We start from the raw sequence: 23,815 nt of genomic DNA, 5'->3' as shown, positions 1-23,815 counted from the left end.
TTTATGAACACTGTGAGCCCGGCTATCGCGATTCGCAACCGCCTGCAGGAACAGAAAACGCAGGTGCTGGACACCTACCGTCAGGACAGGTCGCGTCCGGATTCACTGCTGGTAGCGCTCAGAAAATGCACCGACCAGGCCATGAAGGAACTGGTAGCCAGCTTCCCCCTACCCGCCGGGGCCAGCCTGTGTGCCATCGGTGGTTATGGCCGGGGTGAGCTTTACCCGTACTCGGATGTGGATCTGCTGATCCTGTTACAGCAACCGCCCAAGGACAGCGACAAAGCGCTGCTTGAACAATTTGTATCCGCTTTGTGGGACCTGGGTCTGGATATCGGCCATAGCGTGCGAACCATTGATGAATGCCTGAGCGAGAGCGCCGCCGACATCACGATTGAAACCGCGTTGCTTGAATTGCGGTTTATCCTGGGCAATCGCAAGCTCGTGACGACACTGGAAGCCCGCTTCCGTGAACAGTTGAATCCCCAGGATTTCTTTCTGGCCAAGCAACTTGAGTTGCAACAGCGCTACGCACGTTACAACGAAACCCCCTATTCACTTGAACCCAATTGCAAGGAGTCTCCCGGCGGCCTGCGCGATCTGCAGATGATTCGCTGGGTGAGCCTTGCCGCCGGCCTGTCCGGCAGCTGGCGCGATCTGGTCGCGCATGACATGATGACGCCCGATGAGGCGGCCAAATGCGCCAAGGCCGAACAGGCTTTCAAGCGGCTGCGCATAGACCTGCATCTGCTGGCGGGTAAACGTGATGATCGCCTGATGTTCCATACCCAGCCGCAACTGGCCGACGTGTACCGCATCAAGGCTAAGGATACGCGACGCCCTGGCGAAATTCTCATGCAGCGCTACTACTGGGCGGCCAGAATTGTGTATCTGATGAATCACATCATGATGCAAAGTTTTCGGGAGCATTTCTTCCCGGTCAAAGACTGCAGCGTCCTGATCGACGAAGATTTTTGCCGTGTTGGCCAGCAGCTTGATCTGGTCGCAGACGATGCCTTCGAGCGCAAGCCGCAATTGCTTCTGAAGGCGTTTCTGGTGCTGCAGCAGCACCCGGAAGTCAATGACATGTCGGCCAAACTGCAACGCCAGATCTGGCGTTCACGTCATCGAATCGACGCCCAGTTTCGCCGCAATCCGGTCAATAAATGGCTGTTCCTGCAAATACTACAGCAGCCTACCGGCATTGTGCACAGCTTCAGGCGAATGACCATGCTGAGTATTTTGCCCCAGTACATTCCGGTGTTTCGGAAAATTGTGGGGCAAATGCAGCATGACCTGTTTCACGTCTACACCGTTGATCAGCACACCTTGATGGTGATCCGCAATATACGTCGCTTTACCATGCCGGAACACGCCCAGGAATATCCGCTGGCCAGCCGGCTCATCGCCGACATGGATCAGCACTGGCTGCTGTACGTGGCCGCCCTGTTCCATGATATTGCCAAAGGCCGTGGTGGCAATCACTCCACGCTGGGGGCACTGGAAGTGCGCAAGTTCGCCCGCGACCACAATCTGGATCCGGACGACCGTGCACTGGTGGAGTTTCTGGTTGAGCAGCACCTGACCATGTCTTCCTTCGCGCAAAAGCGGGATCTGTCGGAGCCCTCGGTCATTCAGGAGTTTGCCGATATTGTCGGCACCGAAAGACGTCTGACCGCACTGTACCTGCTTACTGTTGCCGACATCCGTGGCACCAGCCCCAAAGTCTGGAATGCATGGAAAGGTAAACTGCTGGAAGACCTTTACCATTACACACTGACCGCACTGGGAAGCAACGTCTTTGACCGGCAATCGATATTAACGCAACGCAAGAACGATGCCATCGCGCTCGTGCGCTTTTCGGGAATCAGCGACGAAGACCGGGACCAGTTCTGGAATACCCTGGATGTGGCTTATTTTCTGCGACACGAAGCTCGCGACATCGCCTGGCATACCCGCCTTCTGTATCGCATGCTGCCGCAGGTGGGAGCCGAAGTGCGCGCTCGTCCAACCGAGAATAACGAAGGCATCCAGGTCATGGTGTACACGCCTGATCGCCCCGATCTGTTCGAGCAGATCTGTTCATATTTCTACGAACAGCGCATTGACATTCTGGATGCCCGCATTCACACGACACGCCAGGGTTACGCACTGGATAGCTTTGTGGTCGATAGCGCGGCCATTGATGCAGATATCCGCTCCAATGTGCCGCTGATCGAACATGGCTTGCGCAACCGGCTGAACGAGCCACTGCCCGCACAAAATGAACCACTGACCCTCAAAAGCAATCGCTATGTGGTGGGTGCCAATGTTCGCCGCTCGCGCACGTTCCCGCTGGTACCTCTTATTGAACTTTCACCCGATGAGAACAGTCAATACTGGCGATTATCAATTACAGCGATGGACAGTCCCGGTATTCTTTATGCCCTTGCCAATACATTCAAGCGCCACCAGATCAACCTGCAAATGGCCAAAGTCATGACGCTGGGAGACCGCGTCGAGGATATTTTCATTCTGGGCGGTAATGCCCTGGATAATCCTCGCACCCAGATGCAGTTTAAACGCGACTTGCTAACCGCAATCAACAATCTGACTACGCAGAAATAGACACCAATGAGCATCAATGACTATATCCTGATTTTCAGCCGAAGTTTCCTGTTTGTTCTTGCCACGCTCCTGCCTATCGTCAACCCGCCAGCCGTTGCGCCCATCTTCCTGACCATGACCGAAGGGGCCAGCGCATCAACCCGCAAGCTGCTTGCCAAGCGCATCTCAATCAACGTTTTTGTGATGCTCACGCTTGCCGCCTTGTTCGGTAATATGGTGTTGAGTTTCTTCGGTCTCTCGCTGCCCATCGTTCGCGTTGGTGGTGGCCTGCTGGTCGTGGCCAGCGCCTGGCAACTGGTCAATGCGAAAGACCCGGATACCGATGCGCATGAAAAACTGGTGGAAAACTATTCGCAGGAAAAAGTAAAATCCAGCGCCTTTTATCCCCTCACCTTCCCGATTGCCTGCGGACCAGGCAGTATTTCTGCCGCTATCACCGTTGGTGCTTCCTTCGATTTTATCAGCGCAGGTGCCGGTGTCATGAGCGTGGGCGCAATGGTTCTTGCTGTCATCAGTGTCAGTGCTATTCTGTTTTTCTGCCTGCGTTTCGCCGCGCGCTTTCTGGCTCGCCTGGGCGCCTCCGGAACGGCAGTATTCATGCGGCTGTCTGCATTTATTTTGCTATGCATTGGCGTACAGATTATGTGGGACGGCGCGCATGAATTGATTATGCGCCTGTTTGCAGATATTTATTCAACTTACTCCAGAACTTCTCTATGACCCAAACTCGCCTGAATCTTATTGCCCTGCTCTGCCTGCTCGCATTGGGTGTTGCGCTTATCAGCCAGCATGTTTTTGATATGCCGCCTTGCGCGTGGTGTGTATTACAACGGCTCATTCTGCTGGTTATTGCAGCGGTCTGCCTGCTGGCCAACCTGGTTCCCGGGACGATCAAGCGCCTGATAGCACTTCTGACCTTTGCGCTGACCATTGCTGGCATCGTTGCCGCCTGGTACCAATATACGGTCGCCGCAGAAATGGTGTCATGCGACCGCACCTTCGCTGATATTTTCATGTCCAAAACCACCGGACTCGACGGCATGGTACCCTGGCTCTTCGGCATTTATGCCACCTGCATGGATGCCAAAGTAAGTGTGCTGGGCGTTGAATATGTCCTGTGGGCCTTGCTGTTATTTGTCGTCTTACTGGGCCTGAGCGCTTACGCGCTGTTCGGCAACACGCGGGGCCGTTCGCGCCTCGCATAACAGGTACAGCGCAGGTACAGTGTTGAGAAAATACGGACCTAATGATGGTTCGTCGTTGCATCCGAAGCCAGTACGTTATGCGCCATGCGCCGATCCTGTTTCATACCAAACCATAAGCCGGCCTGACCCAGGATGGCCGTGCACGCAAGCACCGTAAAGGCCGTCAACGCAGGATTGTCACCAAGCCCCACCAGCGACGTACAGATGGCTCCCACTGACATTTGGGTAAAACCGTAAAGGCCCGCAGCAGATCCTACCAGGTGGCGATCCACATTCAACCCTTTAGTGAGGGCAGCCGGGCTGGCCATACCGGCTCCCATAGAAAATACAAACATCAGTGCAGTGACACTTATAATGTGCAGTTGGTCTGCCAGTGTTAAGGTAAGCAACAGCAAGGCTGCCACAACGCTTATCGCGTTGCCGCCAATCAGCAATCGTTCCAGCGAATAGCGACCAATCAATTGCCGCGTCGCGGCATTTCCCACTGACATCCCGACAATCAACAGCGCCAGATAAAGACCTACCTCATTTGCCGGTCGATGCAGATCCATCGTAATAACAAAAGGTGCAGCAGCGATAAATGCATAAATGGCAGTGGTTGCACAGCCACCGCCGAGGGCGTATCCCAGAAAAGACGGTGATCGCAACAGGGATGTGTAGTCTGCTGCTAAAACCGCCGGCCTCACCTTGCCAGTTGGCCTGCCGGTTTCAGGCAACAGTTTCCATGTTGATAACAAGGTAATGACACCCAGTAATACGAGCACATAGAATACAGCTCGCCAGCCGAAATGCAGGGCAAGGAACGAACCGAGCAACGGGGCCAGGCCGGGACCGGCCATCATAATCAGATTGAGCAGCGCCTGGTCCTTGACCGCACTATCGCCTGCTGCGGTGTCACGCACAATGGCACGGCCCAGTGCCAGACCGGCACAGCCGCCTAAAGCCTGAAACAGCCGCGCCCCTACCAGGGTCGACTCGTTTTGCGCAAACGCGGCAGCAACCCCTGCCACCGCATAAATTGACAGACCGGCGAGCAACAACGGACGCCGGCCGAAGCCATCCGATAGCGGGCCATAGACCAGCTGGCCAAACGCCAGCCCCAGAATATACAGGCTGATGGTCATCTGCATGGCACCCATGCTGGCATGAAGATCGGTTGCGGCATCGGGCAAGGCGGGCACAAACATATGCATCGCCAGTGTGCCACTCAGCGTGACCAGCACCAGCAGCCACAACGGCGCGCGTATTGCTTTATTTTTTTGCATGAGAATCGCTGCCATCCCTATCGGACCAAAATGCATCGTCTCTTGAGTCTAGCGTAACCAGAAGCTGCTGCAATACCGACCGCGTCGTTTCCAGTTCCGCGGCGTCAATATCCTGGAACAAACGCCGCCGACCTTCTTTCACGACACGCTCAACGCTGGACACCGTTTGCCTGCCGGAATCGGTCAGGTGAATAATTTTTTCACGCCGGTCTGTACCTTCCAGGCGCTGAATGTAGCCGGCAGTTTGCAGACCATCGAGCAGGCGTACAACAGACGAGCTGTCCAGCCCCATCTGAGCCGCTAAATCTTTTTGTCGCATTGGCTCGGTAGCCCTGGCGATATACAGCAAGGGCAGCCAGGTAGCCTCGGTCAGCCCCATAGGCTGCAAACGACGATCCAGCACCTTGCGCCATTGACGACTGAGTTGCCCGGAAAGAGAAAGAAGCAATCGCCCGAAATCGGGCGTTGCGTTATTAGTTGAGATAGACATTAATGATTTACCAATAGATGACATACCAATTATATGCCTGACATTTGACAGATGCAATGGACCGGCATTATTTGGAACCCAATGAAATTGTTGGGGTTCGCTTGGTGCTAGCGTAAAAAAACGCCTGTTTCACTGTGGCGGTCACTTAAATAACGGCAGTGGCCACTTTATTATTATGGTTGATTGACTCCCGGTGCCGTTCCGGGCCGCAGCTCTGGGATTCAAATAATAACGGCTCCCTGCCGATCAGCACAGCAGAGAGCCGGAACATACTTCAGGAACAAACGCCATTTATGCGTTCGCTGCATACCCCATATTAAATTGCAGACCACCTACCGCCTGCCCTTCCTTGACCTGATGTCTGGTCAGACGCAATCTTTCCAGGTAGGCGCTATCCACATCCCCCGTCACATACTGACCATCAAAGCAGGACGCCTCAAACTGCGTGATCGCGGGATTCAAATCCGAAATAGCAGCTTTCAGGTCATTCAGGTCCTGATACACCAGGCCATCTGCCCCGATCTCGGCAGCGACTTCCTCGGGCGTTCTGCCATTGGCAATCAGCTCGTCCTGCGTTGGCATGTCAATTCCGTAAACGTTCGGGAAACACACTGGTGGAGCGGCCGAGGCAAAAAACACCTTCCGGGCCCCTGCCGCCCTTGCCATATCAACAATCTCGCGACTGGTCGTACCACGTACAATGGAATCATCCACCAGCAGTACATTCTTGTCCTTGAATTCTACACTCATGGCATTCAATTTCTGGCGGACCGATTTTTTGCGCACAGCCTGCCCCGGCATGATAAAGGTGCGACCTACATAGCGGTTTTTGATGAACCCTTCGCGATACTCGAGTTTGAGTTTGGATGCCAGTTGCATGGCCGCCGGACGGGACGAATCCGGGATAGGCATGACAACATCAATTTCCCGCAAGCGCAATTGCCGTGCCACTTTATCGGCAAGGTACTCGCCCATTTTCAGGCGGGCATTGTAAACATTAACGCCGCTAATGGTGGAATCGGGACGCGCGAAATACACATATTCAAAAATGCACGGTGTGAGCACGGGATTGTCGGCGCATTGCTGCTCATGCACGTTGCCATCCAGATCAATGAATACCGCTTCGCCGGCATCAATATCACGAACGAAATCAAACCCGCTACCCTCGAGTGCGACCGATTCGGACGCAACCATCCATTCCGCGCCCTGCTCTGAGTCAAACTTGCCCAGGCACAGCGGGCGGATACCGAATGGATCACGGAAAGCCAGCAACCCGTATCCGGCAATTTGCGCAACCACCGAGTAGGCCCCCTTGACGCGGCGATGCACGGCCGCTACCGCACTGAACATGGCAGCAGGATCCAGGGTGCTGCCTTTCGCTGCAGACTGCAGCTCGTGCGCCAGCACATTGAGCAGGACTTCAGAATCCGAATTGGTATTGATATGACGCTGATCCACCTTGAACAGTTGCTCACGCAGCTCACGCCAATTGGTCAGATTACCATTGTGCGCAAACGTGATACCGAAAGGCGCGTTGACATAAAAAGGTTGCGCTTCTTCCAGCGAATCGCTGGAACCCGCCGTTGGGTAACGCACCTGACCGATACCGGAATGACCTGGCAGATCGCGCATATTGCGAGTACGAAATACGTCACGTACCAGGCCATGGGCCTTGTACATATTGAAGTGGTTGCCGTAGGCGGTCGCAATGCCGGCTGCGTCCTGGCCACGATGTTGCAGTAACAGCAGACTGTCGTACACCAGTTGATTCACTGGCGCGCGCCCGACGATACCGATAATTCCGCACATATAATGCCTATCCTGAAAAATACGAGAGAGAAAACGAAAGATAAAACTAATAAGGTAAATAAGACCCGATACTGTCCGGCAGACGCAGCTTGATTTGCTGTACTGCCATCATCGCCATCGGCGAAAATCTGGCGTTAACCCACCATGGCTCTTTGGGAAATGGCGTATATCCTGCGAGCACAACCAGTATCAGGATAATCAGCACGCCTCGGACAATGCCGAACACAATACCAAGCCCCTGATCGGCCGGCCCCAGACCGGTAGCCTCAATAAGGGTGGCAAGGGTCACGTTGACCAGGCCGACAACCAGCAGGATGGCAATGAATACCACCGCATACCCGATGCCCATGCTGATCAGCGCGTTATTGATGTATTGCATTACCCAGGGATAAACCGCGGGACCCCACCAGATCGCGCCGATAAATGCGGCAGCATAAGCAATTAATGAGAAGGCTTCTTTAAGAAACCCTCTCATTAATCCAAGGAGCCCCGAGACAGCAATGATCCCAAGGCAGGTGTAATCAAATTCGGTCACTTCAATGCATGGATATCAATTCGATGAAATGAAACCGTTGTCATAACCCAGTGAACGAAGACGGGTTTGCGCTGCCTGCGCCGCCTCACGAGATTTGAACGGGCCAACACGCAAACGGTAAATCTGCTTGCCATTTACAACTGAATTTTGCACATACGCATTGGATACGCCATCTGCTGCCAGCTTGCTGCGACGGCTTTGGGCATCGTCCGAAGAACCGTAGGAAGCGATCTGCAGGGAATAATCGCCCGATGTGACCTTGGGTTTGCTTTTCTCTGCAGGTGCAGGTTCGCGACCTTCCAGAATAGCCAGCGCGCGTGAACCGTCATCGGTACGATTGTCATCCCTGATGACGCCCGGTTTTTTAGGTGGCTCGGCGGGCTTGCTGGCAGCCGCTTTTTTGCGCTCGGCTGCCCTTTTGGCATCTGCCTGAGCCTTGGCGGCAGCCTCGGCTTCCTGTTTTTGCCTTGCAGCCTGATCTTCTGGCGTTACCGGCTGGTTAGCGGTGCCTGATGCGATGGAACGGTTCGGGTCAATGGCTTCCGTTAAGCCCGTCAAACCCGGATCCTGGGTGGCTGGTGTTGTTTCCGGCGTTTGTGGCGGCTCTGCCGTCCCGGAGGCGACGGATCCACTGACTGGCGGCGTTTGTGGCGCGCTGCCATCAACTGTAGCCTGCTGCGAGGTGGAACTCGGACCATTGGATTCTACGCCTGGGGTTGTTGTTACCGACAGGGAATTGCTGTCGCTTCCCCCACCCGAAACAAGAGGCGGCTTCTGGGCGGGTGTTGGCGTATTGTCTGAGCCGCCGGTATCCAGAACCATAGGCACAATAATGACAGCGGCCAGCACAAGAATAATCGCACCGATCAGGCGGTTTCTGGCTTTGACCCGCAGATCATTGGCCTGGTTCTGTTCAGACTGGGTACGGCGTTGTCCCGGCCGATTATCATCTTGTGAATTGAATAAACCCATAACTTATTCCCGACTATTTATAAAGATACGCTTTCAGACGGCTGGTCGTCCCAAATGCTGTAAAACGGCGGCCACGGTTAAAAACGAGCCAAACACGACTATTCTATCATTGTCAGCGGCCTTTGAATGCGCAGATTCATAGGCAGCCGCCGGAGAATCGAAAACGGTAACGCTTGGTAACCCTTCGGCGTCTGCCGGAAACTGCTGACGTATTCGCCGGGCGATATCCTCACCGCTGCGACTGCGCTCACCACCCAGGCTGGCACAATACCAGTGATCCACCTTGCGACCAAACTTTTTGATGACTTCGTCACAATCCTTGTCATTGACCATCCCTACCACCGCATGGGTATAGGGAAAATAGGCCATGCTGTCCAGATTGTGAGCCAGCACGGCCGCAGCTTGCGGATTATGCGCCACATCAAGCACAACGGTAGGCTGGCCGGGAATAATCTGGAAACGGCCGGGCAGCACCGCCTGAATCAGGCCCTGACGCACCGATTGCTGGGGAACGGCTAGCCTGTCGCGTAATGATTCGATTGCAGCAAGCGCGGCAGACGCATTCAGCAACTGATTGGCGCCACGCAAAGCGGGATACGCCAGTGCATTACGCCGCTGATGACGGCCGGCAAACGCCCACTGCTGTTTGTCGGCCGAATAGTTAAAGTCGTGCCCGAACAACCACAAATCTGCTTCAATTTCACGCGCGTAGTCCAGCACCGACTGTGGTGGTTGCGGATCGCTGCAGATGGCCGGCTTACCCTTGCGGAAAATATGCGCCTTTTCCCAGCCGATTTTTTCCCTCGTATCCCCGAGCCATTCAACATGATCAACATCAACGCTCGTGACAATCGAACAATCCGCATCTACGATATTGACCGCATCGAGCCGTCCGCCCAGCCCCACTTCCAGAATCGCGACATCGGTCTGGTATTCCTTGAACAGCAACAGCGCAGCCAGCGTGGTGTATTCGAAATACGTTAGCGATATATCGCCGCGCGCGGTCTCGATAAGCGCCAGTTGCCGGACGATCTGCTCGTCTGTAGCCAGTTCACCGCGAACACGGATGCGTTCATTAAAGTCGATAAGATGGGGAGAGGTATACAGCCCGGTTTTGTACCCGGCCGCCAGATAGATAGACTCGAGCATGGCACACGTAGAGCCTTTGCCATTGGTGCCACCGACAATGATTTTGACACCGCCACCCTCACAGGCCTGCAGGCGCTGGGCGACCGTTCTGACCCGGTCCAGACCGAGCTCGATGGCCGTGGGATGCAAGGATTCGAGATAGGCCAGCCAATCGGCCAGCGAGTGCTTACTAGTAGGAGCGGCGGACATAATAAAAATGAAATACCCGAAAGAAGGATTTTAAGTCATCAAAATGAAAAACGCCCTTACTTTCGGCCTTAACCGGAAATAAGGGCGTTCTTTACCTGCCGGCCACCGCCGACAGGGATGGAAACAGCACTGAAGATCTACTTGCGTTTGACCGGAGGCAGATCGGTGCAGGTACCATGGGCCACTTCAGCCGCCATCCCCACTGATTCGCCAAGCGTTGGATGCGGATGAATAGTCTTGCCGATATCAACCGAATCGGCGCCCATTTCCACGGCCAGCGCCACTTCAGAGATCAGGTCACCGGCATGGGTACCTACAATGCTACCACCAATAATGCGATGCGTTTCGGCATCAAACAGCAGCTTGGTGAAGCCTTCCGAGCGACCGTTGGCAATGGCACGTCCTGAGGCGGCCCATGGGAACACGCCTTTTTCGAACTTGATGCCCTGCTTTTTGGCTTCTTCTTCGGTCAGCCCTGCCCAGGCCACTTCCGGATCGGTATAGGCAACAGAAGGAATCACGCGTACATCAAAATAACTCTTGTGCCCGGCGATCACTTCAGCGGCCACATGCGCTTCATGAACGGCTTTGTGCGCCAGCATGGGTTGCCCAACAATATCGCCGATGGCGAAAATATGCGGCACATTGGTGCGCATCTGTTCATCGACATTAATGAAGCCACGTTCGGTTACCTGAACACCGGCCTTGTCGGCACCGATCTTTGCACCGTTGGGAGAACGCCCTACCGCCTGCAACACCAGATCGTATCGCTGCGGTTCGGCCGGAGCGGCTTCGCCTTCGAATTTGACCCAGATACCGTCAGGCTTGGCCTCGGCCGACACCGTTTTGGTTTTGACCATGATTTGATCAAACCGGCCTTCGTTTTTCTTTTGCCATACCTTGACCAGATCGCGATCTGCGCCCTGCATCAGGCCATCGAGCATCTCCACGACGTCCAGGCGTGCGCCCAGAGCCGAATAGACGGTGCCCATTTCCAGGCCGATAATGCCGCCACCGATGATCAGCATTTTTTTCGGGATGCTTTTCAGTTTCAAAGCACCGGTGGAATCAATAATGCGCTCGTCTTCAGGCAGGAATGGCAGTTTCACAGACTGACTGCCCGCAGCAATAATGGCATGCTTGAACGCAACCGTTTCGCTTGAGCCGTCATCTTTCTGTACAGTCAGATGGTATTCGTCGGCAAACTGCCCCAGACCCTGAATCACCTTAACCTTGCGGGCCTTGGCCATACCGGTCAGGCCGCCGGTCAGCGTGGAAACCACCTTGTCTTTGCTTGCACGCAACTTGTCCAGATCAATGGCTGGCTCACCAAAAGTAATGCCATTTTCCGACAGATGTTTGGCTTCTTCCAATACGGCAACACTGTGCAGCAGCGCTTTGGAAGGAATACATCCCACATTCAGGCAGACCCCGCCCAGTGTGGCATAGCGTTCAACCAGCACCACACTTAAACCCAGATCAGCAGCACGGAAAGCTGCAGAATAACCGCCAGGGCCGGCGCCCAGCACCAGTACGTCGCAGCCGTCTGCGGGTGCCGAAGCCGGAGGCGAATACCGAACCTCGCTGCTGTCGGCAGCCGCTTGCGCCGGCCGCTGGTCTGCGGCAGCACTGGCTTGCTCCGCAGCAGCACTGCTGGCTGCGGGTTTCTGAGCCGCCGCCTCGCTTTTAGCAGCAGGCTGGGCCGCTGCTTTATCGCTGGCAGCCGCTTGCGCTCCGGCAGCGGCCGCTTCAAGCATCAGAATGACCGTGCCTTCTGACACCTTGTCACCTACTTTGACAGAAAGGGACACCACTTTACCGGCAGCCGAAGAAGGGATCTCCATTGAAGCCTTGTCCGACTCAACGGTAATCAGGCTCTGTTCTTCCTTAACCGTATCGCCTTGTGCAACCAATACTTCGATAACTTCGACTGCATCGAAGTCACCAATATCGGGCACCTTGATTTCTACTTGACTCATCAATCTCTCCCGTCAGATCAGGACACGGCGGAAGTCCGCCAGAACAGATGCCAGATATGCATTAAAACGCGCGGCAGCGGCACCGTCGATGACCCGATGATCATAGGAAAGCGACAGCGGCAACATCAGGCGCGGCGCGAACTCCTTGCCATTCCATACCGGTTGCATGGATGATTTGGAGACGCCCAGAATGGCCACTTCAGGCGCATTGATGATGGGGGTAAAGCTTGTACCGCCAATACCGCCGAGTGAACTGATAGAGAAACACCCGCCCTGCATCTGGTTCGGTGACAACTTGCCTTCGCGCGCCAGTTTAGCCAGCTCTGACATTTCCTTAGCGATCTGACTGACCGCTTTTTTGTCCGCATCGCGAATCACCGGCACGACCAGGCCATTTGGCGTATCGGCTGCGAACCCGATATGAAAGTACTGCTTGAGCACCAGATTATCGCCGCTGAGCGAGGCGTTAAACTCAGGGAATTTCTGCAGCGCAGACACAACCGCCTTGATCAGGAACGCCAGCATCGTGAACTTGACGCCGGCTTTTTCATATTCCTTGTTCATGGAAACGCGGAAGGCTTCCAGATCCGTGATATCGGCCTGCTCGTTATTGGTCACATGTGGAATCATGACCCAGTTGCGATGCAGGTTAGCGCCGGAAATTTTCTTAATGCGCGACAGCGGTTTGCTTTCAATCGGCCCGAATTTGGAGAAGTCGATATTCGGCCAGTCCAGAACACTTAAGCCGCCACCGCCCACCTGAGAACGGGTGGTGGTAGAAGATGCGCTGGTACCCACGGCAAGCGCTGCCTTAACGAATTTGCGAACATCGTCTTGCGTGATGCGCTGTTTTTCACCAGAGCCGGTAATCTGAGTCAGATCGACACCCAGTTCACGAGCGAATTTCCGAACTGAGGGCGAGGCATGCGGCAAACTGCGTGCAGAAACGGCGGAGCCAAAAGCAGCGGTAGGAGACACCCGTTGCTGTGCGGCGCTACCGGCCTGAGGTGCGGCCGCCGTGGCTGCTGCAGGTTCACTCTGGGCCTTGTTGGCAGTGCTATCCGCGGGCTTGCCGGCTGGCTCGGCGGCGGCAGGCGCTTGAGCCGAACCTGCGCTGGATTTGAGCTTGACAATGGCCGTCCCTTTGGCCACTTTGTCGCCCACTTTTACCAGCACGGCCTCCACTTCACCCTCGTCGGACGAAGGGATTTCCATGGATGCCTTATCGGACTCCACGGTGATCAGGCTCTGTTCCTGCTTGACTTTATCACCCGCCGCAACCAGGACTTCAATGACTTCCACTTCGCTGAAGTCGCCGATATCCGGCACGGTCACTTCCACTGTGCCGCCGGCGGCGCTCTGCGCTGCCGGTTCTGCGGGAGCGCTGGCAGCCTGTGCGGGTTCCTGCGCCGGGTTCGCCTTCTCGTCGGCCGCGCTGCTGGCGGCAGGTTTGCTGTCCGCAGCTGCTGCCTGTCCGGCTTCAAGCGTCAGGATGACTGCGCCCTCTGCCACTTTGTCGCCAACCTTGACGTTAACCGCTTTGACGACGCCCGCTGCCGAAGAAGGAATCTCCATGGACGCCTTATCTGACTCTACGGTGATCAGACTTTGCTCTTCCTTGATGGTATCGCCCGGCGCGACCAGCAACTCAATGACTTCCACCTCACTGAAATCGCCAATGTCCGGAACCTTGATTTCGATTACATTGCTCATAATGATCTGCCTTATGCGTGGTGAGGATTGGCTTTGTTGGTGTCAATGCCATATTTCTGAATGGCTTCGCTCACTTTCGATTTGTCGATCGTACCGTCATCGGCCAATGCCTTGAGGGCGGCCAGAACAACGAAATGACGATCCACTTCAAAGTGCTCACGCAGTTTGTAACGGAAATCCGAACGGCCAAATCCATCAGTGCCCAGTACCCGGTAGGTGCGTCCTTTAGGCATAAAGTCCCGTACCTGGTCAGCAAACAGCTTCATATAGTCGGTCGACGCGATGATCGGGCCGTCTGTGGTTTCCAGTTGCTGGGTAATGTAAGGAATCCGGGGCTTGTCAGCAGGGTTCAGCAGATTGTGACGATCCACATCCAGACCTTCACGGCGCAGCTCGGTAAAGCTGGTCACGCTCCATACGTCTGACGAAATATCCCAATCCTGTTTGAGCAATTCCTGCGCCTTCATGACTTCGCGCAAAATCGTGCCCGAACCCATCAGCTGGACATGGTGCTTGCCACCGCTCGTAGACTGCAGCTTGTACATGCCTTTGATGATACCTTCTGCGTCGCCCTCTTTGAGTCCGGGCTGACCGTAGTTTTCATTCATCAGCGTGAGGTAGTAATACACGTTTTCCTGATTCTCAACCATGCGCTTCAGCCCGTGCTGCATGATCACAGCCACTTCGTGTGCGAACGTCGGATCATAGCTGACGCAGTTCGGGATAGTAGAAGCCAGAATATGACTATGTCCGTCTTCGTGCTGCAACCCCTCGCCGTTCAGCGTCGTGCGACCCGCCGTACCGCCCAGCAGGAAGCCCCGTGCCTGCATATCGCCGGCAGCCCATGCCAGATCGCCAACCCGCTGGAAGCCGAACATGGAGTAGTAAATGAAGAACGGAATCATGATGCGATTGTTGGTCGAATAGGACGTTGCCGCCGCAATCCATGACGCAAACGCACCCGCTTCGTTAATGCCTTCCTGCAGCAACTGACCGTCAGCCGATTCCTTGTAGTACATCACCTGGTTTTTATCCACAGGCGTGTACTTCTGCCCTTCCGGTGCATAAATGCCGATCTGGCGGAACAGGCCTTCCATACCAAAAGTGCGCGATTCGTCGGCCAGAATCGGCACAACCCGTTCGCCCAGCTGTTTGTCGCGCAGCAATTGATTCAGGAAGCGTACAAACGCTTGTGTAGTGGAAATTTCGCGGCCTTCTGCTGTTGGCTCAAGTACGGCCTTGAACACGTCCAGCGCCGGCACTTTGAGTTTTTCTTCAGCCTGCGGACGACGGCTTGGATAGTAGCCGCCCAGTTTCTCGCGCTGCTCGCGCAGATACTTCATTTCAGGCGAATCTTCAGATGGCTTGTAATAGGGCAGATTCTCGAGCTGCTCGTCGGTGACCGGAATATTGAAACGGTCGCGGAAGCCCCTGAGCGAATCGATGTCCAGTTTTTTCTGCTGGTGCGCCGGATTCTGGCCCTGAGCAATCGCGCCCAAACCGTAACCCTTGATGGTTTTGGCCAAAATCACGGTAGGCTGGCCGACCGCATTCTGGGCGGCATCAAACGCAGCATACACTTTGTAGGGATCATGGCCGCCACGGTTCAGGCGCCAGATTTCCTCGTCACTCATACGGCTGACCATTTCCAGCAGACGCGGATCCTTGCCGAAGAAGTGTTCACGAACATAGGCACCGTCGTTGGCCTTGCAGGCCTGGTATTCGCCGTCAACCGTTTCCTGCATGACTTTACGCAGAATACCTTCTTTGTCGCGCGCCAGCAGGGGATCCCAGTAACCGCCCCAGATCAGCTTGATCACATTCCAGCCGCTGCCACGGAATTCGCCTTCCAGCTCCTGGATGATTTTGCCGTTGCCGCGTACCGGACCGTCCAGACGCTGCAGATTGCAGTTAATCACAAAAATCAGGTTATCGAGTTTTTCACGTGCAGCCAGGCTGATGGCACCCAGCGATTCAGGTTCGTCCATTTCGCCATCGCCGCAGAAGACCCAGACTTTACGCTTGCTGGTGTCGGCAATGCCGCGGGCGTGCAGGTATTTCAGGAAACGGGCCTGGTAAATAGCCATCAACGGACCTAAGCCCATAGAAACTGTTGGGAACTGCCAGAACTCAGGCATCAGTTTGGGATGCGGATAGGAAGGCAGACCTTTGCCACCGACTTCCTGACGGAAGTTATCCAGTTGCTCGTCGGTCAGGCGTCCTTCAAGATAGGCACGTCCGTACACACCGGGGGAAGAGTGGCCCTGAAAATACACCAGATCGCCGCCATGATCTTCAGTGGCCGCATGCCAGAAATGGTTCTGACCGCAACCGATCATGGTTGCCAGTGAGGCAAAGGAAGCAATGTGGCCACCCAGATCGCCACCGTCTGCGGGATTGTGTTTGTTGGCCTTGACCACCATAGCCATGGCATTCCAGCGCACATACGAGCGGATGCGCTCTTCCATGGCCATGTTGCCAGGATGGCGCGGCTCCAGGCCGGGCGGTATGGTATTGACGTAGGCGGTATTGGGGGAATACGGGATGTTGGAGCCGGACCTGCGAGCCAGATCGGTCAGCCGTTCAAGCAGAAAGTGCGCGCGTTCCGGCCCCTCCCTGTCCAGCACTGCTTCCAGCGAATCCAGCCATTCCTGGGTCTCTACGCTATCCACATCCGTGGATTTGCCTGTCTGAGGGTTATCTGATGTAGACATTCAGTTCTCCATATCGATTTTTATCGTGGCCACGGCACTGACGTGTTTGTGTAACCATACCATTTTCGGTGCGCAGGGCAACCCGGTTTGCGGATTTGCACGCCTGACTGCTGCTCATTCTAAAAGAGCAAGCCGCCTATGACAAGGAAAATTTTATATAATGATATTGAATTTTATAATATGAAATTTACATTGCAGCGCAACATGACTAAATGACAAAATTTGTGCTGTTGCTGTGAATTTGCATTTAACTCCTTTAAAATGTCCAGGTTATGAATTGTGATCATGAGCATGCCCGAATTACCAAGCAAGTCTTTGCTTACCTCGTCTTTTTACGATAGCGCAAAATTCAAAAAACGCGGCCTGTACTGGATCACCCCCGTTTTTGTTCTGGTGCTGTATCTGCTGGTAATGGCCGGATTCTTCTGGCTGCAGCGCCTGCACAGCGAAAGCGTCATGTTCATCACCATGGACGAAGAAACCCGCCAGCAACGCCTGCTTTTTTTCGTCATCGCCCTCTCCCTCATTATTATTATCAGTTTGCTGGCGTTATGGCGCTATACGCGTTTTCGCTCACACGCCGAAGCGGCCCTGCAGGCCGAAACCAGTTTTCGCCGCGCCATGGAAAACTCCATGTCAACCGGCATGCGTGTGCTGGACATGCAGGGGCGTATCGCCTATGTTAACCCGGCTTTTTGCCGCATGATGGGATGGAACGAAGCAGACCTGCTCGGCAAAAGCACGCCCTTTCCCTATTGGGTACCTGGACGCTACGATGAGCACCAGCGCACGCTGGATATCCTCATGTCCGGCAAAACCCCCAGTACCGGCCTGGAAGTGGAAGCACAGCGACGCGACGGTTCGCGCTTCACTTCGCGCATGTACGTGTCTGCCCTGCGCGATCCCAATGGCGAGCAAATCGGCTGGATGACCTCCATGACCGACATTACCGAACCCAAGCGTGTACGCGAAGCGCTGGCCGCCGCTCACGAGCGCTTTATGACGGTACTCGAAGGGCTTGATGATGCCATTTCGGTCGTTGCCGATACCGTGAATGGTCGCGAATTGCTGTTTGCCAACCGTACCTATCGCCGTCTTTTCGGTTCCCAACCGCAGGGCCATGCCGAACTGCTGGCCGGCCGGCGTGGCCGTTTCACGGAAGACTCGATCGAGCAATACGCACCCAGCGTCAACAGCTGGTTTGAAGTGCAGCACCGCATGCTGGTGTGGACCGATGGCCGCCGCGTTCGCCTGCAGGTGGCACGCGATATTACCGAAAGACGCAAGCACGAAGAAGAATCACGCAACCAGCAGGAAAAAATCCAGCTCACCAGTCGCCTGACGACCATGGGGGAAATGGCCTCATCGCTGGCGCATGAACTGAATCAGCCGCTCACCGCCATCGCCAACTACAACATGGCGGCAGTCGCCATGCTCAAATCCGGACGGGCCACCAACGAGTCGCTGCTGTCTGCGCTGGAAAAGGCAGCCAACCAGGCTGAGCGCGCCGGCAAAATCGTCAGCCGCATCCGCGAATTCGTCAAGCGCAGTGAACCGCGTCGCCAGCGCGTACCGGTTGAAGAAATTGTCGAACATGCACTGGATTTTGCCGAGATCGATGCCCGCAAGCGGCAGATTCGCATCGAGGCCATCATTCCCGATCATATTCCCCATGTGCTGGCAGACCCGATTCTGATCGAGCAGGTACTGCTGAATCTGGTCAAGAACGGCCTGGAAGCCATGAACCACTCCGAGCATGATCTGCTGACCGTGGAAATCAAACTGCAGGGCCAGCTCGTTGAATTTATTGTGACGGATCGTGGCCATGGCATACAAGAGCCGGAACGACTGTTCGAGCCTTTTTTCAGTACGAAATCAGAAGGACTGGGAATGGGCCTGAATATTTGCCGCACCATTATTGAATCCCACCACGGCAGGCTGTGGGCACAGGCCAATCCGGAAGGAGGCACCCTGTTTCATTTCACTCTGCCCTGTGCTCCACAAGAGCCCAATGACACACCTATCAAAGAGGAATTAACCGTATGAATAACCCAGGCAGCATTGTATATATCGTAGATGATGACGAAGCGGTACGTGATTCACTACGCTGGCTTCTTGAGGCCAACGGCTATCAGGTTGTGGCCTTCGACAGCGCGGAAAAATTCCTCGAAGGTTACAATCCGAATGTCGTCAGCGTGCTGATTGCCGACGTGCGGATGCCCGGCATGTCCGGTCTGGAATTGCAGGAAACCCTGGTGGCCCGCAAGGCAACGATCCCCGTGGTGTTCATTACGGGTCACGGCGATGTGCCCATGGCCGTGTCCACCATGAAAAAAGGCGCCGTCGACTTCCTGGAAAAACCATTTAACGAAGCAGACCTGCGTGAAATTATTGCGCGCATGCTGGAACAGGCAATCAATAATGCATCTGAACAGCAGGCCCGCAAAAACCACGAAGAACTTATTGGTCGCCTGACTGCGCGCGAACAACAGGTTCTGGAGCGCATTGTGGCCGGCAGGCTGAACAAACAAATCGCTGACGATTTGAATATCAGTATCAAAACAGTGGAAGCGCATCGCGCCAACATCATGGAGAAACTGGAAGTGACGACGGTAGCAGATTTAATGAAAGTGGCATTGGTAAAGTAGGATAGCGAAAACAACATGACGGCACGTATTATTGATGGCAAACAGCTGGCCGAAAAACTCAAGCTGCAACTGGTCCCGCAACTGGCCCGGCTTAAGGAACAGGGCATTGTCCCATCCCTCACGGTTATTCTGGTTGGTGACGACCCTGCCTCGCAGGTGTATGTCAATCACAAGGCGAACACTTTCAACAAACTGGGACTGACCTCTTCAGTTGAAACCTACCCGGCCCAGATGACCGAAGCCGAACTGCTGGAACGCATCCACACGCTCAACAACGATCCTGCTGTCAATGGCATACTGGTACAGTTGCCTCTGCCGCCCCATTTCAATGCCGATACCGTTATCGAAGCCATCTCGCCAGCCAAGGATGTGGATGGATTTCATGTCAGCAACGCCGGCGCACTGATGATCGGCAAGCCCACCTTCATTCCCTGCACCCCATACGGGGTCATGAAAATGCTGGAAGATGAGCAGGTAAATATTCGCGGCGCTGAAGCTGTCGTGGTTGGCGCCAGCAATATTGTCGGCAAACCCATGGCCCTGTTGCTGCAAAAAGCCGGCGCCACTGTGACCATCTGCAATTCCAAAACCCGCGATCTGGGCGCCCAAACCCGACGCGCCGATATTCTGGTCGTTGCCACCGGCAAGCCCGAAATGATCACGGGGGATATGATCAAACCCGGTGCAGTGGTGATTGATGTGGGCATCAATCGCGGACAGGACGGTAAACTCAAGGGGGATGTGCAATTTGAAAGCGCCCGCGAAGTGGCTTCTGCCATCACACCGGTACCCGGCGGCGTTGGCCCCATGACCATTGTCATGTTGCTCATCAATACCGTACACGCAGCCGAACAACAGAATCTGAAACAGAAAAGATAACCATGACTCAAACTCAGGATGTCCAGACCGCAAACGCTGGCAGCAATCCGCTGCTCGCCCCTATTTCGGATCTGATTGACTACGCGTCAATCAAGCCCGAACATATCGCGCCTGCCATTGAAGCACTGCTGGCGCAAACGCGCCAGGGGATAGAAGCACTCATCAGCGATAACACGCAGCCCGATTGGGATCATTTTATTGAACCCATGGAAGCGTTGTCCAGCCGCCTATGGCGGGCCTGGTCGGTTGCCGGACACCTGAACGCCGTCATCAATACCACGGCGCTGCGTGAAGCCTATAACGGTATGCTGCCGGTCATTACTGAGTTCTCCACCTGGATCGGCCTGAATCAGGATCTGTTCGCACGCTATCTCGCGGTTTCCAGAAGCGCCGAATTCGCCAGCTACACACCTACCCGTAAGCGCATTATTGAACTTGCGCTGCGCGATTTCCGCTTGAGCGGTGTCGAGCTTGAAGGCGAACAAAGGCAGCGCTACGCGCAGTTGAATGAAGAGATCGCTCTTACATCACAGAAGTTTTCGGAGAACGCACTGGATGCCATGGACAACTGGCATTATCAGGTTGATGATGCCGCCATGCTCGAGGGCTTGCCACAGGACGTGATTGACGCGGCAGCCCAGGCGGCGAGTGAGGCCGCTGCTCTGGCCGACGCAACCGATGCTGCCGATGTTGCCACCCGTGCAGATAATGCCGACAAGCCCGCCTCTGCCGGCTGGCGCTTTACGCTGAAAATGCCGTCTTATCTGCCGGTCATGCAATATGCAAAAAATGCGACTCTACGTGAAGCGCTCTATCGCGGTTATGCCACACTCGCGTCTGAACTGGGTGACCCTCAGTACGACAACTCATCGGTCATAGAAAAGCTGCTCGATTTGCGACTGGAAGATGCACAGCTGCTGGGTTTCAGCAACTTCGCACAAATGCGTCTGCAAACCCGGATGGCCCAATCGGCCGAGCAGGTAATTGACTTCCTGCGCGATCTGGCCGCCAAGGCGCGCCCGTTTGCGCAACGCGACGTTGCCGCCCTGCGCGATTTTGCTGCCACGGAACTGGGCATGACAACGCTGGAACCCTGGGACTACACTTACGTATCGGAACAACTGCGACAAGCCCGCTATGCCTACTCCGATGAAGAAGTCCGGCAATATCTGAGCGAAGAAAAGGTCATGCAGGGTCTGTTTGGCGTAATCAAAACGCTCTTTAGCATTGATCTGGTGCCCTTCGACGCCCCGGTATGGCATGACGATGTGCGGGTTTTCCAAGTACAGGAACAGGGACGGGCGATTGGCTATCTGTATACCGACCTGTATGCCCGCAAGGGAAAACAGAGCGGCGCATGGGTTGACAGTGAACGAAGCAGACACGTTACCGGTTCCCTCAGCATCATGCCGGTGGTCTATCTGAACTGCAATTTTTCGCGCCCGCAGGGCAGCAAACCCGCACTGCTCACACATGACGATGTGATTACCCTCTTCCATGAGTCCGGTCATGCCTTGCATGCGCTGCTGTCTAAAGTAGACGAACCTGCTGCTTCGCCTTTCGCCAGCGTGGAATGGGATGCGATCGAACTGCCGTCGCAGTTCATGGAAAACTTCGTCTGGGAATGGCCGGTTGTGTGCAGCATGGCCGTTCACTGGGAGAGCGGCAGGCAAATGGATCGCGATCTGTTCGATCGCCTGCTGTCGGCGCGCAATTTCCAGAGCGGTATGCAAATGGTTCGCCAGATCGAGTTCTCATTGTTCGACATGCTGATTCATACAAGTGCTGAACCGATTAAAATTGATGCCGTGATGCAAATCCTGAATCAGGTCCGTCAGGAAGTGGCCGTCATTATGCCGCCTTCCTGGAACCGTTTTGCCCATAATTTTTCTCACCTGTTTGCCGGTGGCTATGGTGCAGGGTATTACAGCTACAAATGGGCCGAAGTGCTGTCGGCCGATGCCTACAGTCTCTTTGAGGAACACGCCGACAGCGACCACGGAACTTTGAATCCGAAAATTGGTCAATTGTTCAAGGATCAGATTCTTGCCGTGGGGGGCTCGCGCCCTGCTGCCGAATCCTTTGAAGCATTTCGTGGACGTGGCCCCTCGCCGGAAGCCCTGTTGCGTCACAGCGGACTTGTGGCCGAGGCCGCCTGACCTTTAACTGGAAGTATCATGCATTTTCGTCTTTCCCTGATGCTGGCGCTGGCCGCACCGTTGGTATTGCATGCTGCCGTTGCCCAGGGCATCCCCGATGTCCCGGGCGCAACGCAAAGTCAGCGCCCCACAACCATCTATCCAATCGCCAATCACCTGCCTGATCTGTCTTTCTCGCTCAACGCAAGCGAAGGCAAAACCCTGACCGAAGAGTCAGTGAAAGGCAAAGTGGTCATGCTGTTTTTCGGCTACGCCAGCTGCCCTGACATCTGCCCCACCACCATGGCGCAATTGTCCGAAGTAATGCAGCAACTTGGACCCAGAGCCAGCGAAGCGCAAATTCTCTTCATCAGTGTTGATCCGCACCGCGATACACCAGAAGTGCTGCAGGCGTATGTGAACGCCTTCAATAATGGCGCTATCGGACTCACCGGCAGTGAACAACAGATCGCTTCGGTAGCACGCCGCTACCGGGTTGCCTACCAGATCAACAAGCCAAAGGACGCCAGCAACCCGCAGGCCTATGAAGTAATGCATGGCCGCGGCATTTACATCTTTGACAAAGAGGGCCACGCTCGCTATCTGGCCTCCGACAGCGAGACGCCGGAACAGGTGACGGAAAAAATTCGTACGCTGCTCTAAGCATTGACAGCCGCGGCAAGGCGCAATCGGCCGCAACAACTCCCGCATTTTGTTAAACTGGCAGTTAACTGCAATCAAATTGACCTGGGAAAGCTATGATCACATTACATCATCTGGAAGCGTCGCGTTCCTTCCGCATCATCTGGCTGCTGGAAGAACTTGAGCTGAGTTACCAGATTGAGCGTCACGAGCGTCATCCGGAAACCATGCGAGCACAAAGCTCCTTAAAGGCGATCCACCCACTGGGTAAAGCACCCGTGCTGTGCGACAACGGTTTCACCCTGATCGAATCCGGTGCCATTATCGAGTATCTTTTGAATCGCTATGATAATCGCGGATTGCGTCCGCCTGTCTGTTCTGAAGATTATCTGCGTTATTCACAATGGATGCATTTTGCCGAAGGCTCGCTCATGCCATCCGGCCTGCTTTCGCTGGTGCTCAGCAAAATGGCCAATGCCAGGGTGCCCTTCTTTGCGCGCTCGATTGTGAAAAAGACCGTGAACAGTACACTCGACAGCTTTGTCATACCCGATCTGAACGTCAAACTGGATTATCTGGATACTGAGTTGGGTAACACCGGCTGGTTCTGTGGCAGCCACTTCAGCGCCGCCGACATCCAGATGGGATTCGCGCTACAGGTGCTGCACGGACGTGGTCTGGTCGCCGATAACCTGCTCAATATCAAGGCATTCCTGGAGGCCATTCGCCTGCGCCCAGCCTATCAGCGTGCAAAAGAAAAAGCCGGCCTGCTTACACTGTCCCTGCCAGGAAAAAACGAAAGTCCGGAACCAACCGTTGCGCAGCCGGCTGAAGAAGCAGCCACATCGGTGCCTGCTGACGAGACCCGATAAGAGCTATAC

18 protein-coding genes are annotated in these 23,815 nt (G+C 54.9%); 9 read left to right on the top strand and 9 right to left on the bottom strand.

Translation table 11 applies throughout. The annotated features are described in order from the left end of the window. Positions 1-3 precede the first annotated feature (3 nt). The 3 genes from MIM_RS10155 to MIM_RS10145 are packed head-to-tail and all read left to right on the top strand — an operon-like array spanning position 4 to position 3,812. Positions 4-2,607 carry a [protein-PII] uridylyltransferase gene (locus MIM_RS10155; protein WP_025372646.1) on the top strand — a complete coding sequence of 868 codons (2,604 nt, stop codon included), beginning with the start codon at positions 4-6 and terminating at the stop codon, positions 2,605-2,607. Between the two features lie 6 nt (positions 2,608-2,613). Continuing rightward, entirely contained in the window at positions 2,614-3,327 is a 714-nt protein-coding gene (locus tag MIM_RS10150) for a MarC family protein (protein ID WP_025372645.1), read from the top strand. After that, complete coding sequence (locus tag MIM_RS10145; protein WP_025372644.1) at positions 3,324-3,812, top strand: disulfide bond formation protein B; 489 nt, start codon at positions 3,324-3,326, stop codon at positions 3,810-3,812. The genes MIM_RS10150 and MIM_RS10145 overlap by 4 nt, the downstream gene beginning before the upstream one ends. Positions 3,813-3,850: 38 nt before the next feature. Here MIM_RS10145 and MIM_RS10140 read toward each other — a convergent pair whose 3' ends face one another. The 9 genes from MIM_RS10140 to aceE all read right to left on the bottom strand — a co-directional run bounded on the left by MIM_RS10140 (position 3,851) and on the right by aceE (position 16,627). Further along, the gene (locus MIM_RS10140; protein WP_025372643.1) at positions 3,851-5,077 is read right to left on the bottom strand and encodes a multidrug effflux MFS transporter; all 1,227 of its coding nucleotides are present in this window, start codon (positions 5,075-5,077) and stop codon (positions 3,851-3,853) included. Next, positions 5,064-5,567 (bottom strand): MarR family winged helix-turn-helix transcriptional regulator, encoded by a 504-nt coding sequence (locus MIM_RS10135; RefSeq protein ID WP_025372642.1) that lies wholly within the window; start codon positions 5,565-5,567, stop codon positions 5,064-5,066. The genes MIM_RS10140 and MIM_RS10135 overlap by 14 nt, the downstream gene beginning before the upstream one ends. A 291-nt stretch (positions 5,568-5,858) precedes the next feature. Further along, positions 5,859-7,376, bottom strand: coding sequence for an amidophosphoribosyltransferase (purF, locus tag MIM_RS10130; protein ID WP_025372641.1), 1,518 nt, complete (start codon positions 7,374-7,376; stop codon positions 5,859-5,861). Between the two features lie 46 nt (positions 7,377-7,422). Beyond that, positions 7,423-7,911 carry a CvpA family protein gene (locus MIM_RS10125; RefSeq protein ID WP_025372640.1) on the bottom strand — a complete coding sequence of 163 codons (489 nt, stop codon included), beginning with the start codon at positions 7,909-7,911 and terminating at the stop codon, positions 7,423-7,425. Positions 7,912-7,926: 15 nt separating this feature from the next. Next, complete coding sequence (locus tag MIM_RS10120; protein ID WP_025372639.1) at positions 7,927-8,883, bottom strand: SPOR domain-containing protein; 957 nt, start codon at positions 8,881-8,883, stop codon at positions 7,927-7,929. A 33-nt stretch (positions 8,884-8,916) separates the two neighbouring features. Beyond that, the gene (folC, locus tag MIM_RS10115) at positions 8,917-10,224 is read right to left on the bottom strand and encodes a bifunctional tetrahydrofolate synthase/dihydrofolate synthase (protein ID WP_025372638.1); all 1,308 of its coding nucleotides are present in this window, start codon (positions 10,222-10,224) and stop codon (positions 8,917-8,919) included. A 134-nt stretch (positions 10,225-10,358) separates the two neighbouring features. Beyond that, complete coding sequence (gene lpdA, locus MIM_RS10110; protein WP_025372637.1) at positions 10,359-12,203, bottom strand: dihydrolipoyl dehydrogenase; 1,845 nt, start codon at positions 12,201-12,203, stop codon at positions 10,359-10,361. Between the two features lie 9 nt (positions 12,204-12,212). Further along, positions 12,213-13,913 carry a dihydrolipoyllysine-residue acetyltransferase gene (aceF, locus tag MIM_RS10105; protein ID WP_025372636.1) on the bottom strand — a complete coding sequence of 567 codons (1,701 nt, stop codon included), beginning with the start codon at positions 13,911-13,913 and terminating at the stop codon, positions 12,213-12,215. An 11-nt stretch (positions 13,914-13,924) separates the two neighbouring features. Beyond that, on the bottom strand, positions 13,925-16,627 hold the full coding sequence (gene aceE / locus MIM_RS10100) for a pyruvate dehydrogenase (acetyl-transferring), homodimeric type (RefSeq protein WP_025372635.1): 2,703 nt from the start codon (positions 16,625-16,627) through the stop codon (positions 13,925-13,927). Between the two features lie 291 nt (positions 16,628-16,918). On the opposite strand from aceE, the gene MIM_RS10095 reads away from it, so the two are divergent. The 6 genes from MIM_RS10095 (at position 16,919) to MIM_RS10070 (ending at position 23,806) form a co-directional block, all read left to right on the top strand. Continuing rightward, a complete protein-coding gene (locus MIM_RS10095) occupies positions 16,919-18,673 on the top strand; it encodes a PAS domain-containing sensor histidine kinase (RefSeq protein WP_025372634.1) in 1,755 nt (584 codons plus the stop codon). Further along, positions 18,670-19,275: a response regulator transcription factor gene (locus tag MIM_RS10090; protein WP_025372633.1), complete on the top strand. Its 606-nt coding sequence runs from the start codon at positions 18,670-18,672 to the stop codon at positions 19,273-19,275. Before MIM_RS10095 ends, MIM_RS10090 begins: the two co-directional genes overlap by 4 nt. 15 nt (positions 19,276-19,290) lie before the next feature. After that, positions 19,291-20,154, top strand: coding sequence for a bifunctional methylenetetrahydrofolate dehydrogenase/methenyltetrahydrofolate cyclohydrolase FolD (folD, locus tag MIM_RS10085; RefSeq protein WP_025372632.1), 864 nt, complete (start codon positions 19,291-19,293; stop codon positions 20,152-20,154). A gap of 2 nt (positions 20,155-20,156) precedes the next feature. After that, on the top strand, positions 20,157-22,313 hold the full coding sequence (locus MIM_RS10080) for a M3 family metallopeptidase (protein WP_025372631.1): 2,157 nt from the start codon (positions 20,157-20,159) through the stop codon (positions 22,311-22,313). A gap of 18 nt (positions 22,314-22,331) precedes the next feature. Continuing rightward, positions 22,332-22,955 (top strand): SCO family protein, encoded by a 624-nt coding sequence (locus MIM_RS10075; RefSeq protein WP_025372630.1) that lies wholly within the window; start codon positions 22,332-22,334, stop codon positions 22,953-22,955. A 95-nt stretch (positions 22,956-23,050) separates the two neighbouring features. After that, entirely contained in the window at positions 23,051-23,806 is a 756-nt protein-coding gene (locus tag MIM_RS10070; RefSeq protein ID WP_025372629.1) for a glutathione S-transferase family protein, read from the top strand. Positions 23,807-23,815 lie beyond the last annotated feature (9 nt).

Origin of the sequence: Advenella mimigardefordensis DPN7 (genome assembly GCF_000521505.1) — a bacterium.
Taxonomy (GTDB): Bacteria; Pseudomonadota; Gammaproteobacteria; order Burkholderiales; family Burkholderiaceae_B; genus Advenella; species Advenella mimigardefordensis.
Note: the sequence above shows the minus strand (reverse complement) of the source record. Positions and strands in the feature narration are given on the sequence as shown.

What these genes read in the sequence shown, in the direction of transcription:
- MIM_RS10155 (WP_025372646.1), top strand. Translation starts at nt 4, where the DNA reads ATGAACACTGTGAGCCCGGCTATCGCGATTCGCAACCGCCTGCAGGAA.
- MIM_RS10135 (WP_025372642.1), bottom strand. Translation starts at nt 5,567, where the DNA reads ATGTCTATCTCAACTAATAACGCAACGCCCGATTTCGGGCGATTGCTT.
- MIM_RS10145 (WP_025372644.1), top strand. Translation starts at nt 3,324, where the DNA reads ATGACCCAAACTCGCCTGAATCTTATTGCCCTGCTCTGCCTGCTCGCA.
- MIM_RS10075 (WP_025372630.1), top strand. Translation starts at nt 22,332, where the DNA reads ATGCATTTTCGTCTTTCCCTGATGCTGGCGCTGGCCGCACCGTTGGTA.
- aceF (WP_025372636.1), bottom strand. Translation starts at nt 13,913, where the DNA reads ATGAGCAATGTAATCGAAATCAAGGTTCCGGACATTGGCGATTTCAGT.
- MIM_RS10140 (WP_025372643.1), bottom strand. Translation starts at nt 5,077, where the DNA reads ATGCAAAAAAATAAAGCAATACGCGCGCCGTTGTGGCTGCTGGTGCTG.
- MIM_RS10150 (WP_025372645.1), top strand. Translation starts at nt 2,614, where the DNA reads ATGAGCATCAATGACTATATCCTGATTTTCAGCCGAAGTTTCCTGTTT.
- MIM_RS10080 (WP_025372631.1), top strand. Translation starts at nt 20,157, where the DNA reads ATGACTCAAACTCAGGATGTCCAGACCGCAAACGCTGGCAGCAATCCG.
- MIM_RS10090 (WP_025372633.1), top strand. Translation starts at nt 18,670, where the DNA reads ATGAATAACCCAGGCAGCATTGTATATATCGTAGATGATGACGAAGCG.
- MIM_RS10070 (WP_025372629.1), top strand. Translation starts at nt 23,051, where the DNA reads ATGATCACATTACATCATCTGGAAGCGTCGCGTTCCTTCCGCATCATC.
- aceE (WP_025372635.1), bottom strand. Translation starts at nt 16,627, where the DNA reads ATGTCTACATCAGATAACCCTCAGACAGGCAAATCCACGGATGTGGAT.
- purF (WP_025372641.1), bottom strand. Translation starts at nt 7,376, where the DNA reads ATGTGCGGAATTATCGGTATCGTCGGGCGCGCGCCAGTGAATCAACTG.
- MIM_RS10095 (WP_025372634.1), top strand. Translation starts at nt 16,919, where the DNA reads ATGCCCGAATTACCAAGCAAGTCTTTGCTTACCTCGTCTTTTTACGAT.
- MIM_RS10120 (WP_025372639.1), bottom strand. Translation starts at nt 8,883, where the DNA reads ATGGGTTTATTCAATTCACAAGATGATAATCGGCCGGGACAACGCCGT.
- folD (WP_025372632.1), top strand. Translation starts at nt 19,291, where the DNA reads ATGACGGCACGTATTATTGATGGCAAACAGCTGGCCGAAAAACTCAAG.